The organism is Bifidobacterium sp. ESL0827 (genome assembly GCF_052606685.1).
Genome location: NZ_CP199597.1, coordinates 1335606 through 1349639 on the forward strand (window position 1 = coordinate 1335606; position 14034 = coordinate 1349639).

Sequence of the window (14034 nt, forward strand, 5' to 3'; positions counted from 1 at the left end):
CAGACGGCGCAGAGAAAGGAGCAACCATGCCGAAGGCATATGAGCAGGCTGGGGTATCGGTGGAGGCCGGATATGAACTGATTGACAGGATCCGTTCCCACACGGCCAGAACCCATAGGCCGGGCGCCGGAGACATTGGCGGCTTCGGCGGCGACTTCGACCTGTCTGCGCTCAATTATCGCCATCCGGTTCTGGTCTCGGGCACTGACGGCGTGGGTACCAAGCTGATGGTGGCCCGGGAAGCCGGCCGCCATGACACCATCGGTCAGGACTGCGTGGCCATGTGTGTCAATGACATCATCGCCCAGGGGGCCGAGCCGCTGATCTTCCTGGACTACATCGCCTGCGGACACAATGACCCGGCTCTGCTGGAGCAGGTGGTCAAGGGTGTGGCCGACGGCTGCGTCCAGGCCGGGGCCGCCCTGGTAGGCGGCGAGACCGCAGAGATGCCTGACATGTACCAGCCTGACGAGTACGACCTGGCCGGATTCACCGTGGGTGTGGTCGAACGGGAGTCCCTGGTGGACGGTTCGGCCATCAAAGAGGGCGACCAGCTGATCGGTCTGCCCTCCTCAGGAGTCCACTCCAACGGATTCTCCCTGATTCGCCAGGCCCTGCTGGACCAGGGAGGCATGAAGCTGGAGGATCGGCCCTACCAGCTTGGCGGACGGACCCTGGGAGAGGAACTGCTGACACCCACCCGCATCTATGTCAAGGCCCTGCGTCCGCTCTTCGCCTCCGGCCTGCTCAGGGGCGCTGCACACATCACCGGAGGCGGCTTCGTGGAGAAGGTGCCCCGGATTCTGCCCGAGGGGCTGGCAGCCAGCTTCAACCTGAATGCCTGGAAGGTGCCGCCCATCTTTACGATGATCGAGGAGATGAGCAGGGTCGACCATCTGGAGATGTACAACATCTTCAACATGGGCATTGGAATGGTTCTGGTCATCTCCCCTGATCAGCTGGACCAGGCACGCGCAGTCCTGGATGAGGAGCAGGAGTCCTATACCCTGATCGGACAGGTGACGCGTGCTCAAAACGGCCAGCAGGTCATTCTTAACGAAGACGGTCGTCAGTAATAGCGAGAGGAGCCCATCATGGTGGACAAGGTACTGGTCATCGGGTCGGGAGCCAGGGAGCACGTTATCGCCACCACCCTGCTGGCTGGGCCAGGAGTGGATCGGGTCTGGTGCGCCCCGGGCAACCCGGGCATGGAGCCGGACGGCATCAGCCTGCTGCAAGAGGATTCCTCGCAGCCTGAAAAACTGATCGCCGCAATACGCGAACTGGGAATCGACTGGGTCTTCGTCGGACCCGAGGCTCCTTTGACGGCTGGGTTGGTCGACGAACTGCAAGCTGCCGGCATCCCTGCCTTTGGACCCACCAAGGCTGCGGCCCGCATCGAGGGATCCAAGGGCTTTGCCAAGGACTTGATGCGCAGGCATGGGATCCCCACCGCCGACTATGGGGTCTTCCATGACCTGGAAACAGCCAAGGCCTATGTGCGCTCGCACGGCGCGCCGGTGGTCATCAAAGCTGACGGGCTGGCAGCCGGCAAGGGCGTGACGGTGGCCGCCGACCTTGACCAGGCCATGCAGGCCCTGGATGCCATCTTCATCGATCATAAATTCGGGCAGGCCGGAGCCCAGGTGGTCATCGAGGATCAGCTGGTGGGTCAGGAGTGCTCGCTCATGTGCTTCGTCCGGGGCGAGCGGTTCTGGCCCATGCCACTGTCCCAGGACCACAAGCCCGCCTATGACGGGGATCAGGGCCCCAACACCGGCGGCATGGGAGCCTACTCCCCTCTGCCCCAGTTCGGACCGGAACTGACCCAAAAGGCTTTGGATGCCATCGTCGCCCCCACCGTCCGTGCCCTGGCCCAGGAAGGCAGTCCTTTCACCGGGGTTCTCTACACGGGGCTGATGGTCACCGACCAGGGCCCTCAGGTCATCGAATTCAACGCACGACTGGGAGACCCGGAAACCGAGGTAGTCCTGCCTGCCCTGACCAGCGATTTGGGCACGGCCATCCGCACCCTGATGGAGGACGGAGAGCCTCAATTCACCTGGGACGACTCCCACAGCCGCCTGGGTGTGGTCCTGGCAGCCCAGGGATACCCCGGCAATCCCAAGACCGGGGTGCCCGTGCCCTTGATCGCTCCGGAGAAGGACCTGAGAGCCTACTACGCCGGAGTGTCCGGCTCAGCTTCAACTGGTCTGACATCCTCTTTGGGAAGGACCGCCTTGGTTGTTGCCCAAGGCGACAACCTGGCCCAGGCAGCCCGCCGAGTCTATGACCGGCTGGATGGATTGTCGATGCCCGGCCTCTTCTATCGGCACGACATCGGCCACCACGGTCTGGAATCCTAATTGGCCGAGCTGGTCGAGCTCTCGCTGTCCTTATCCTGGTTTTGCTCCTCCTGACGAGCTTGCTCCTTGGCCTTTTGCCGGGCGGCATCCGAACGGCGGGTGGGCGTGGTGGTGAAGCCGGTTCCCTGCAGATAGTGCTTGCCTGCCATAATGTCGTACTGGATCAGCTTGTAGTCATTCAGGAGCCGCCGGGTGGCCCGGTCGAAGTCACGGGCATTCATGGGCTGGCCCTGGGCATCCAGATAGTTGGTCTGCCCTGCCGGGATCCTGTTCCAGTCCTGAATCTGGTTGGCCACCGGAGGCTCAATGGCGCTGATTTTGTCGTGCAACTCGGTCAGGAAGGCCGTGAAGGGCGAGACCTTGGCACCTATGTGCTCGGCCGCCTGGGCCTGGAAGAAGTTGGGCGATGAATAGGCGCTGTTGCTGACCTGTGCTCCTGAGGAATCCGAGGCCTTGTTGGACCAGATGAAGTAGTCGGTCAGATGCAGGGCCAGGGAGTTGTGCTCGTCCCAGCTGGCCGTGCCATAGATGCCGGGCAGGTGATCCCCGTAGAAGACCACAGTGACCGGCTTGCTCTGGGAGTCCAGGCTGTTCAGGAAATCGGCAGTGGCTTGATCGGTCAGACTGACCCCCTTGGCGTAGGTGCGGATGGATTGCATCTCATCGTCGCCTAGAGGCCTGTTGGGGTCGGAGGAGTTGACCGAGAAGTTGTTATCGTCATACCAGTCGTTGTAGGGCATGTGGTTCTGCATGGTGATGACCTCGACGAACTGGTTGCCCTTGTCGTCACCCATCTGCTCCAGGGCGGAATCGTAGGCGGAGCGATCCCCCACATACTGGCTGCGGTCGATGCGGTCCTGGTGGGCTATCTGGTCAGGGCCAGTAAGCGAGTAGAAGTGCGAGAAGCCGAACTTCTTGTAGTTTTCGGCCCTGGAATACATGGAGGATTCATAGGGATGGAAGGCCAGAGACCTGGATGGCGACCCCCAGGCCTGGTTGACCGTGGGTATCCAGTTCAGGTGAGGGATGACCTGCTGATAGGGGGATGTCAGCGAGGGATCGAAGTTGGCCATGGACAGGCCGGTCATGGCTTGGAACTCCAGATTGGCCGTGCCGCCGCCGTAGCCGGAGGAGAGCATGAGTCCGCTGGTGGTGCCCTCCTTGATGGATCTGATATGGGGCATAGGGTCCTGATTGAGTGCGACGCCCGGCACCCGCGTGGGATCCGAGAACGACTCGGAGAGGATGTAGACCAGGGTCGACTCGTTCATGTAGGACTTGCGGTCATGATTGATGCGATCAGCAGAAAGCTGGTAGCGGTGGGCTAGAGACTTCATGGTGGCACGGCTGTAGCCTGCAGGCTGGTCCATAACCTTGGGCCGCAGCTGCCGCGAGAAGGATACGAAGACCCCGTTACGCTGGGCATCATAGACCGAGTCCCACATGGAGGGTATGTCGCCCATAAACTGCGAGAAGCGGTAGGAGGGGCTGCCGTAGGTGCCCACAGTGGACATGAACAGTGCCACCACCAGAACCGGGACCAGGACCCCTACCGTACGCAGTCCCGCACCCAGAGGCTTGTTGCCAGTGGCCACCGGACGACCGCGACGGGCATCCATCCGTGACACCACCCAGCAGATTAATCCGAGAACGACCAGAGCCACGACTCCCAGCCCGATCATGAGCAGGGACCGAGCCGGCAGGAAGGAGACCAGATTGGCCGCATCGGCATGGAGGAAATCCAAATCCGAGGGCAGAATAGCTTCATACCGTGCACGCACCTTGAAGCGCTCGATGACCGCAATGACCGCGCAGATGGCCAGGATCAGCCCTGATGCCGCCCAAAAACGATTGGTTAGGTAGGCCAGGGCCAGGTAGACCAGGCCTACAGCCAGCATATTGAGCACCAGGACGAACCGACGTTGGGTCCACATGGCCGAGATGAAGCCCCAGAAGCCGATCAGCGGGTTGGACAGCTCTACGCGGGAACTGTTCAGGGAGACCCCCCACTGAAGGATGCCTACCGACAGGAAGTCAATCAGGATGAAGGCGAGCAGGTAGACCCACCCACGTACCCGAAGACGTCCGGTCATGTTCTGCATCCAGGATGTCCACCGGCCGGGCTGACGCTTACGATCCTTCACCGCTTACTCCTGACTTTGGCGACTGGGCCCCAAGGGCCTTTACCGATACCTGTGCCATTGTTCCTATCAAGGACGACAAGCCCAGTGAAAACACCCCTTAGCGAACACGGTGAGCGAGTGGGCCTATCAGGCCTTGGCGCCCGGCACCCGCTGGACCAGGGCGCTGATCCAATCCTCCAGGTTTCGGTACTTATCGGGGCGCTGCTCACTGACCTCAAACACCGGCACATGGGCCTTACGGGCTTCAGTGGCCAAATCCTTGGAGGTTCGATTGACCTCCTGGGTGTTGAGCACCAGCATGTCCAACTGGCCGGATGCCAGCAAATGGCGGAAGGCCACCAGGTCCTCGGGCGAGGGCTCGCTCTCGTTGGCGGCCGCCCGCAGATACCCCTCTGGGGTCAGATCCTTCATGCCCAGATCATGACAGAGATAGTATGCTGCTGATTCCGTAGCCGCGTAGTGCCGACCTTGGGTCTGCTTGCGCGCTTTGGCAATCAGATCGTCCAGCCGGGCCTGTCGACCCTGCCAGTCCTGGTAGGCCTTGTCAAAGTCGGTCCCGCGACCTGGGCGCAGCTGCCGGTAGGCCTCATGCACAGCCTTGGCAGCCGCTCTCCTGCTCTGGGAGGAAAACCAGAGATGGGGGTTGTCTCCGGCCTTGTGCCCTGATGCCTTGGATATGTCCACCAGCCGGGCCTGCCCGGTTTCAGCGGCCTTAGCTGCCCAGTCGTCAATTCCGGCGCCGTTGACTATGACCAGATCTGCGCGGCTGATCCGGGCGATGTCTGCCGTTGTCGGCTCATAGTCATGGGCATCAGTGGAGGTGTTGCTCAGAATAGTATCCACCCGAGCCTGGTCGCCTCCCAGGTCCACGGCCAGGGACTGCCACTGATTGATGCTGGTCACCACTTGCAGAGTGCTGGACTTTGCAGCTGACGAGGATGATTCGCTCTTCCCGCAGCCAGTCAGACATGTCAGCAGGGTCAGTCCGGCCAGCAGGCCTGCGGCCAAGGCTCGGGTCCGACGGAAGCGTGTACTGCTGGAGTGCATGGATGGGGATTCCTTCCTGGCGGCGGCGCTATATGGGCCTGTTGCCGTACCTGCCGAACGTTACTGAGATTGATTATCAATAAATCTACCATAGACGAACCCGTGACCGGGATCCGGGGATTCGGGCCTGTCAAGAATGAATGCCTGCCTAAATAGTCTCCGTGAGCCCGAACATTCCCTATACTGAACTGCGGATGTATTTTCCTTGGAAGGAATGGCATGGGTGCATGGCTGGCAAAGGTCCATCTGACCCAGGGGTGGCTGCCTGCGTCACTGTTTGCATTGACGGCCTTGGCCCTGATCGTGCTGACGCTGACCGGACTGACACACGGACGCTGGCGGACCCTGCTGCGGCAGGCGGCCATTGCCCTGGGCATAGGAGCCTTGGGACTGTTGGCCACCTGGCTGGTCTCCGATGTCTTCATGCTCTTCGGTGTCTCCCTGGGCTGGATGGTTATCATCAGCGTGGCCTTGGGCTTTCTTGCTGTGGGGTTCGCCGTCTGCATCCTGATCACCGCCCGGGGGTGGCGCCGGATCCTGGCCGCACTAACCGTCCTGCTTTGTCTGCTTTCCACCGGGCTTCGCGTGGATATCATCTACGGCGAATTCACCACCTTGGGGTCCCTGTTCAGCGTCTCCCTCTACCCTGATTACCGAGACCACAAGGCAGCCAGACCGGCCATGAGCGTGGCCCAGTGGCGATCCCTGGCATCTAAGGGCGAACTGCCCTCGCATCCGAGTGCCGGCCGCTCCTACAGCATGCTCATCCCCAACGGGCGCTCCCGGTTCGCGGCCCGGCCAGCTGATGTCTACCTGCCGCCCGCCGCCTTGAGCGACAGACCGCCTGCACTGCCAGTATTCGTTCTTCTGGCCGGCCAGCCCGGCAGCCCCGACCGGCTCTTCACGGCTGGAGCCATTCCGGCCATGATGGATGCCTATGCTGCCCGGCACGAGGGCCTGGCGCCAGTGGTGGTTTCCCCCGACCAGAACGGGTCCTCCTCCCACAACAGCCTGTGCGTGGACTCCCCGGTCTACGGGAAGGCGGAAACCTATTTAAGTAAGGACGTGCCCACCTGGATCCGCACAGAGCTGCCCGTCGCCGACCAGCCCCAACAATGGACCATAGGCGGATTCTCCCAGGGCGGGACCTGCTCTACCCAGCTTGGGGCACGGCATCCCGACATCTACGGGAACATGCTCCCAGCCGACGGAGAGCTGGAACCGACCCAGGGTCGGCAAGAGCAGATGATCCGCGACTACTTCGGCGGCGACAAAAGACGCTTCCTGGCCCAGGTCCCAGCCAGGGCCATGCTGGAGCGGGCACCCTCACGCCAGCGCCTGTTCACAGCAGCCGGATCCAACGATAAGGAGTCCCAGCACAATATGATGGTCATTGCCAAGGCCGCCACCCAGGCAGGCATGAAGGTGCAGGCCGTCGTCACCCAGGGCTCGGGCCATGACTGGCACACAGTCAAGACCGCCTGGGAACCCGGGCTGGAGTGGATGGGCGAAGCCATGGGACTAGGGCCAATGTCCCGGCCAATTGCAGATTTTCCGAACATTATCGAAACCAGCCTCAACTGAACCGCCGACAGGCCAAAGCGTTCAAGCAGATAAGCAGAAAGAGCCGCCGTAATCATGGAGACAACGAATAAGGGATCCGGACTTATGGAGCCTTCGGCCAAGACCGTACTTTTGCGGGACCTGACCCGATGGATAAGACGTCACGCCTTTGCTCTGGCTTTCAGCCTCGGACTGGTCCTGCTCAACCTGATCAGCTGGCTGCTGATCTGGCTGTTGCGCATCCCCGGCAGGACACGGCTGGGCCTGCCCTTGTCCGACCTGATCATTCACCAGGCGCCACATCCCGTTCATGGCCAGGGGCGCCCCTCGCTCCTGGTCCAGTTCGCACGGCTGCTGGTATCCCTAGTCATCACCCCCGGTCCTCTGCAACTGGTTATAGATGTGGCCCTGGTCCTGGTTATGCTATGCATCGCCGAGACCCGACTGGGTCGCAGGCGCACCGTGATCACCTCAGTCATCAGCGCGGTAGGCGGCGCGGCTATTGGGCTGGTCATCTGCACCCTGATCAATGCCCTTCAGGACCATTGGGCCTGGTTCATCCGGGTGCCCATGACACTCAGCCCCATCATCCTGGTGGTCGGATCCCTGATGGCATCCATCCCCTTCAGCGACTTCCTCTGGCGGCGCAGAATCGCCACCATAGGCTACACGGCCTTGATCTTGATGGTTTTGTATACCGGCAACCCCGGCTACTACTGCGCCCTGGCGGCAGCGCTCATCGGCCACCTGACCGGCCACCTCTGGCACGGACCGGTAAAGGACGCCAATCCGCATGGCCATAGCGGCTCATACGAGACCCGCCATCTGCTGGGAGCCGTCTCCACGGTTCTGGCTCTTGGCCCACTGGTCACCGTCTCCTCCAAAATCCGTGCAGGATTCTTCACCCCGCTGGGCATGTTCCTGGGTTCGGACCCTGGCGGTAGCGCCGCCCTGTCCCGCTGCCTGGCCAAGAACAACCAGGCCAGCTGCTATGCACAGTATGGCCTGGTCGCCGGTCGAGCACCTACCAGCGTCTCGTCCTTGATCATGCCCACCCTGGTCCTGCTGGTGGTGGCCTGGGGCATCTACCATGGCCGCCGGGTTGCCGCTGTCACCAGTCTGGTCCTGAACGGCCTGACTATCGTCCTGGCCGTGCTCTATTACCTGGTTTTCCCGCTGACCATCGGCGACGGCCTGCCCCAGGCCATCCGTCACGGTGCTATTCCCTCCCTGCTGATCATCACTCTTCCTCCGCTGATTCTCAACTGTTTCTTGGCGCGCAACCTGCGCATCTTCCTGGTACGGACCAAGGCCTCACGCCTGCAGGTAGGCTGGGCAGCCATCGGTCTGGCCTTCCTGGCCACAGCCGTGGGCTATCTGGCCTTCACCGCAGTCAGTCCCGGCTCCTTCCATCCCTGGCCCACCACCAGCAGAGCGCTCTCCCAACTGCCCGAGCTTTACCTGCCTAATGGTGTGGCCTCGCGCTTCCGGCCGGCTCTGGCACCACGTACTCCGACGGGGATAATCGTTAGCCACGGAGTCGGGCTGATCTTCTGGCTGGTGGTCCTGGTAGTCCTGCTCTCCTGGATGCGCAGCTCGGTCATCCAGAACGGCAGCGAACGCCAGGAGGCCGATCGACTGGTCGAGTACGGAGGCGAGAGCATGTCCTTCATGACCACTTGGGAGGGCAACAGCTACTGGTTCTCCCAGAGCGGCCGTTCAGCCATCGCTTACCGGCTCCTGCACAGCATAGCCCTGACCACCACTGGTCCCTTCGGCGATCCTGAGGAATATGCGGATGATCTGGACGAATTCACCCGTTTCTGCAACGCCCATTCCTGGTCACCGGTCTTCTACAGCGTCCACAAGCCCCAGCGTGATCTGCTGGCAGCCAGGGGCTGGTCCACCCTGACAGTCGGCTCGGAGATGATGGTCACCCCCAGCCTTTGGCAGACCAAGGGCAAGAAATGGCAGGACATTCGCACAGCCATCAACAAGGCCAAGCGCGACAAGATCACCGACGTGCTGACCACATTCAACGACGCCTCCTGGGACGTCCAGTCGCAGATTGTGGACATCTCGGAGCAGTGGGCCGAGCTCAAGGCGCTTCCTGAGATGAAGTTCACCCTGGGTGGCCTGGATGAGCTGAGGGACCCGCGCATGGCCATCCTCTACGCCGTGGACGACCAAGGCAAGGTGCTGGCCGTGACTAGCTGGATGCCTACCTATCGCCAGGGCCAGGTGATCGGCTGGACCCTGGACTTCATGAGGCACAGAACCGACAGCCCCAATGGAATCATGGAGTTCCTGATCGCACGGATGGCCGAACGGCTACGCGACCAGGGCACGGCGGAATTCATGAGCCTGTCGGCCGCTCCCCTGGCCGGCATGGACAGCAGCGAAGATGACGAAGAGGATCAAAGCGAAGATCGGACTGCCTTCCTGCAGCATGCCCTGCATATGGTGGCCGACCTGATGGAACCGGCCTATGGTTTCCGCTCCCTCTTCTTCTTCAAGAAGAAGTTCCAGCCCAGCGAGCACCCGGTCTATATCTGTTATCCCGACCCGGCTCAGCTAGCCCAGATCGGACTGGCTGTAGTCCAGGCCTACCTGCCTAATCTCAAGGCTTCGCAGGCCTGGGATGCCATCAAAACCATCATGCCCAAGGGCCGGGAGGATCGCTGACGTCCGCCTGACCGAAGCGGTCCCGACAGCTGCTGCACAGGCCGTAGACCTCCAAGGTGTGCGAGGAGACCGTAAAGCCATGCTCAGCCGCCACGGCCTTCAACCAGCCATCGTCCGGCGGGCTGATCTCCACGGTTCTTCCGCAGCGTTCGCAGACCAAATGGTGATGATGCTTTCGCTGGGCCAGGCAGACCCGGTAAAGGCGAATGCCCCCATGCTCAATGCAGTCCAGGCTGCCGGACATATGCAGGGAACCCAACTGTCGATAAACCGTGGCCAAGCCGATTCGCTGGCCCGAATCGCGAAGAAGCTTGTGCAGCTCCTTGGCTGAGACGAAGTCGTTCTGGGACTGAAGAATCCTCCAGATAGCGTTCTTCTGCCGCGTCCGGCGGCCGACCGATGAGCCAGCGTTCATGATTAGACACACTCCTTGGGCTCCACCAAGCCTACATCCGGATTGCCAGAACAGATGTGAGGATTCAGTTCAGTCCAGGTCGGACCAGCAGCCTGTGGCCTCCAAATCCTTGGCCGTCTTCTCCAGATCGTCAGTCAGCACCGTCAGATGCCCCATTTTGCGGTCGGTGCGCACTTCAGCCTTACCATAATCATGCAGGAACCATTCGGGGTGTTCACCAAGCAACCTTCTGACCGGGGCCACATGCTGGCCCAGAACGTTGACCATGACCGCCGGGCTGAGCAGACGAGGATTGGGCAGGGGCCACCCAGCGATGCCCCGAACGTGGGCATCGAACTGGTCCATGGAGCAGGCCTCGATAGTGTAATGACCGGAGTTATGGGGGCGCGGGGCCAACTCGTTGACCACCAAACCGCCATCAGGCATGACAAAAAGCTCAAGGGCCAAGGTTCCGGCCAACTTGAAGCCGTCAGCCAAAGTCAGGGCCATGTCACGCGCGCGGTCGGCCATTTCAGGCTCGACTTGGGCCGGCGCCAGAGTCATGTGCAGTATGTTGTGACGGTGCTCGTTGCGCACCATTGGGAAGGTGACATAGTCCTTCCCGTTGCCTGAGACCAGTATGGAGGCCTCGAAGGCGAAGTCCACGAACCCCTCCAGCACGGAGGGCGGGAAGTCCTGGCCCTTGATCCGCGCTTTCAGGGCCTGAAGATCCTCATTAGTGCGCAGGATCGCCTGGCCGTGGCCGTCATAGCCGCCGGTTCGCGTCTTGAGCACGGCGGGCATTCCCAGCTCTTTCAGAGCCGTATCCAGCTGATCAAGACTGTCAACCTGCCTCCAAGGGGCAGTATCAATGCCATGACGGTTGATAAAGGTCTTCTCGTGGACCCGGTCCTGAGTGACCCTGAGCAGATCAGTTCCTTGGGGGATGGCCACTCGGTCCCTCACCTGATCCAATGCGTCGGCATCCACATTCTCGAATTCGTAGGTGAGCACATCGCTGCGTTCAGCAAGCCTTTTGATAGCGTCGAGATCGCCATAGTCGGCAGTCTCTTGGAAGTCAGCCACCTGAGCCGCGGGCGCATCGGACGTGGGATCCAGCACACCGATGCGGAATCCATGGTAGCGGGCGCTCAGGGCCATCATCCGTCCCAACTGACCGCCGCCCACGATCCCGATGACGGACCCCGGCTCCAGGTGATCAATCCTCCCCTCGGTCTCCTCAGACAAGCTTGGCATTGGACGCCTCCACGGATCGAGCCAGCTCGGCACGGTAATCATCCAGAGCCTGAGCCAGTCTTGAATCATTAATGGAGAGAATTGAAGCCGCCAGCAGGCCGGCATTGGTAGCCCCGGATGCCCCTATTGCCGTGGTCGCCACAGGGATACCGGCGGGCATCTGCACGATGGACAAGAGTGAATCAACCCCGCTCAGTGCATGGGACTTCACTGGCACCCCAATGACCGGCAGCGTGGTCTGGGCCGCCACCATACCAGGCAGATGGGCTGCTCCGCCGGCCCCTGCAATGATGACTCCTATACCCTGGCTCCGGGCCTGATGTGCGAACTCCGCCATACGCCCAGGTGTGCGATGGGCGGAGATTACCTCCTTGGTGTAGACGATAGCGAACCGGTCCAGCATCCGGCAGGCTTCCTTCATCGTCTCCCAGTCGCTTGATGATCCCATGATCACTGCGACGCGTGCCCCTTCATGTGTATTGTCAGCCATCGGCCCTCCAATGTTCATGCACATTTGATACTACGCAAGGCCGGGGAGAAGCCGACCAATCGTGACGGTCCTATGGATGTAAAGGCCGGGCCTGGTGAACATCAGGCTTTCAGCAGCTTCAAGCCGCCGCTACAGACCTAGAATCATTGGATTGCATTACAGAAAGAGACAGGAGGGTTATGGGCAAGCTTCTGGACAGCATCGACTCCCCACAGGATCTGAAGGTTCTCTCCTTGGAAGAGCTGAATCGACTCGCCGACGAGATCCGTCAGCTGCTGATCCGCTTCTGTCGACGCCACAGCGGCCACCTGGGTTCCAACCTGGCCACCATCGAGCCCATCATCGCCCTGCACTACGTCTTTGATATGCCTCATGATCATCTGATCTTCGATGTCTCTCACCAGGCTTATACCCACAAGATCCTGACCGGTCGACGCCAGGCCTACACGGACCCTGAGTCTCAGGAGGATTTGTCCGGATTCACCTCGCCTAAGGAGAGCCCCTACGACGACTTCATGCTGGGGCACACCGGCACCTCGATCGGCCTGGCCTGCGGGATGGCCGCCCAGCGGGATGCGACCGGCGGCAAGTCCAACATAATCGCTTTCATCGGGGACGGCTCCCTGAGCAGCGGACCGGCCTTCGAAGGGCTGGACTGGGCTGCCGAACAGGGCGGCAACCTGATTATCGTGGTCAATGACAACGAAATGTCCATTGCAGAGAACCACGGAGGACTCTACAAGAGCCTGGCGGCCCTGCGTGCCAGTGGGGGACGCAGCTCAGACAATCCCTTCCGCTCCCTTGGACTGGAATACTGCTACGTGGAGGAGGGCAACCGTATTGAGGACCTAATCGAGGCCTTCCGTCGGGTCAAGGACACCGATCATCCGGTGGTGGTCCATATCCACACCCGCAAGGGCCTGGGGCTGGGCCAGGGCAGCCATGGGCAGATCGGGCCGGCTTCCATGGGCCTAAGCGATGTGAACACAGATCATATGACTTCCCTGCCAGATTTGCCCGCCGAAGGTCCGGTAGAAGCCAACCACTGGCAGGACGGCTTGGACTCTTTTAACCGCTTGCCCAACTCACGAAAGACCTATGGAAGAATGGCCATGCAGGCCTTGGAGGCGAGGTTCCCGCAAGAGCCGGGCCTCATGGTCATCTCCCCCGCCACGCCGCTGTCAAATGGCATCGACCCCGACTTCCGCCAGCGGGCCGGAAACCACTATCGGGACGTCGGCATCGCCGAATCCCATGCGATAGCCTATGCCGCGGGCATCGCCAAGGCTGGAGGCACGCCCGTGGTCGCCACCTCGGCCACCTTCTTCCAGAGGGCCTACGACCAGATCGAGCAGGAGATGGCCTTGAACGGCAGCGCGGTGACCCTGCTGGTTTTCTCCACTGGGGTAGCCAAAACCGATGCCACGCATTCAGGTACGGCCGACATGGTCATGATGCGGGGCATCCCCGGATTGACCTGCCTGGCTCCGACCAGTGGGGCCGAGTTTCTGGACATGCTGGCCTGGGCCACTGGCCCGGCTCGGCAGCCGGTGGTCATCAGAGTGCCCGGCGAGCGCACGCTGGCTACAGAAAGGGCCGGCAAGCAGATAGCGCCAGCAACCTCCAATCCCGCGGCCGAAAGCCAGCCTTGGGATCGTTATCGTATCCTGCAGGAAGGCAGGACAGTGGCCCTGCTGGCTCTCGGCGATGCCCTGCCCCTGGGCCGTGACCTAGCTGATTCCTTGGAGGCGTCCATGGGGCTGAAGCCCACGCTGGTGGACCCACATCGCTATGACCGCCTGGATGAGCAGACCCTGGATGCCCTGGCCAGCACCCACTCCCTGGTGGCCACCATCGAGGACGGCCAGCTGGACGGCGGCTGGGGACAGGCCGTGGCTGCCTACTACGGACCTGCACAGGTTCGCACCCTGGCCTTCGGAGCAGCCAAGGAGTTCAACGACCGGGTTCCCCAAGCTACCCTGCTGGAAAAGTATGGCATGACCGTTCCTGCAATGACTCAAGCCATCTCGGATGCCCTTGCCGACCAGGCTTCATAAATTTGACCCGCCGGTGGACCCAAACGGGTAT

The 14034-nt window shown here is 61.4% G+C and carries 10 protein-coding genes; 5 read left to right on the forward strand and 5 right to left on the reverse strand.

What is annotated here, in order from left to right; all coding sequences use genetic code 11:
• Positions 1-26 precede the first annotated feature (26 nt).
• Both purM and purD read left to right on the forward strand, forming a co-directional pair.
• Positions 27-1076 (forward strand): phosphoribosylformylglycinamidine cyclo-ligase, encoded by a 1050-nt coding sequence (gene purM / locus ACUIAI_RS05295; RefSeq protein ID WP_445341767.1) that lies wholly within the window; start codon positions 27-29, stop codon positions 1074-1076.
• Positions 1077-1094: 18 nt separating this feature from the next.
• Entirely contained in the window at positions 1095-2366 is a 1272-nt protein-coding gene (purD, locus tag ACUIAI_RS05300) for a phosphoribosylamine--glycine ligase (protein WP_445341768.1), read from the forward strand.
• Here the strand turns inward: purD and ACUIAI_RS05305 are convergent.
• Both ACUIAI_RS05305 and ACUIAI_RS05310 read right to left on the reverse strand, forming a co-directional pair.
• Complete coding sequence (locus ACUIAI_RS05305) at positions 2363-4510, reverse strand: LTA synthase family protein (protein WP_445341769.1); 2148 nt, start codon at positions 4508-4510, stop codon at positions 2363-2365. The genes purD and ACUIAI_RS05305 overlap by 4 nt on opposite strands.
• A gap of 126 nt (positions 4511-4636) precedes the next feature.
• Positions 4637-5557 (reverse strand): metal ABC transporter solute-binding protein, Zn/Mn family, encoded by a 921-nt coding sequence (locus ACUIAI_RS05310; RefSeq protein WP_445341770.1) that lies wholly within the window; start codon positions 5555-5557, stop codon positions 4637-4639.
• Between the two features lie 219 nt (positions 5558-5776).
• Between ACUIAI_RS05310 and ACUIAI_RS05315 the strand changes: the two genes are divergently transcribed.
• Both ACUIAI_RS05315 and ACUIAI_RS05320 read left to right on the forward strand, forming a co-directional pair.
• Positions 5777-7141, forward strand: coding sequence for an alpha/beta hydrolase-fold protein (locus ACUIAI_RS05315; protein WP_445341771.1), 1365 nt, complete (start codon positions 5777-5779; stop codon positions 7139-7141).
• Positions 7142-7195: 54 nt separating this feature from the next.
• Complete coding sequence (locus ACUIAI_RS05320) at positions 7196-9805, forward strand: bifunctional lysylphosphatidylglycerol flippase/synthetase MprF (protein WP_445341772.1); 2610 nt, start codon at positions 7196-7198, stop codon at positions 9803-9805.
• Here ACUIAI_RS05320 and ACUIAI_RS05325 read toward each other — a convergent pair.
• The 3 genes from ACUIAI_RS05325 to purE form a co-directional block, all read right to left on the reverse strand.
• Complete coding sequence (locus tag ACUIAI_RS05325) at positions 9777-10220, reverse strand: Fur family transcriptional regulator (protein ID WP_445341773.1); 444 nt, start codon at positions 10218-10220, stop codon at positions 9777-9779. The two genes, ACUIAI_RS05320 and ACUIAI_RS05325, sit on opposite strands and share 29 nt — an antisense overlap.
• A gap of 69 nt (positions 10221-10289) precedes the next feature.
• Positions 10290-11456, reverse strand: coding sequence for a 5-(carboxyamino)imidazole ribonucleotide synthase (gene purK / locus ACUIAI_RS05330; RefSeq protein ID WP_445341774.1), 1167 nt, complete (start codon positions 11454-11456; stop codon positions 10290-10292).
• The gene (gene purE, locus ACUIAI_RS05335) at positions 11440-11946 is read right to left on the reverse strand and encodes a 5-(carboxyamino)imidazole ribonucleotide mutase (protein WP_110413205.1); all 507 of its coding nucleotides are present in this window, start codon (positions 11944-11946) and stop codon (positions 11440-11442) included. The genes purK and purE overlap by 17 nt, the downstream gene beginning before the upstream one ends.
• 179 nt (positions 11947-12125) lie before the next feature.
• On the opposite strand from purE, the gene ACUIAI_RS05340 reads away from it, so the two are divergent.
• The gene (locus tag ACUIAI_RS05340) at positions 12126-14003 is read left to right on the forward strand and encodes a 1-deoxy-D-xylulose-5-phosphate synthase (RefSeq protein ID WP_445341775.1); all 1878 of its coding nucleotides are present in this window, start codon (positions 12126-12128) and stop codon (positions 14001-14003) included.
• The last annotated feature ends 31 nt before the right edge of the window (positions 14004-14034 follow it).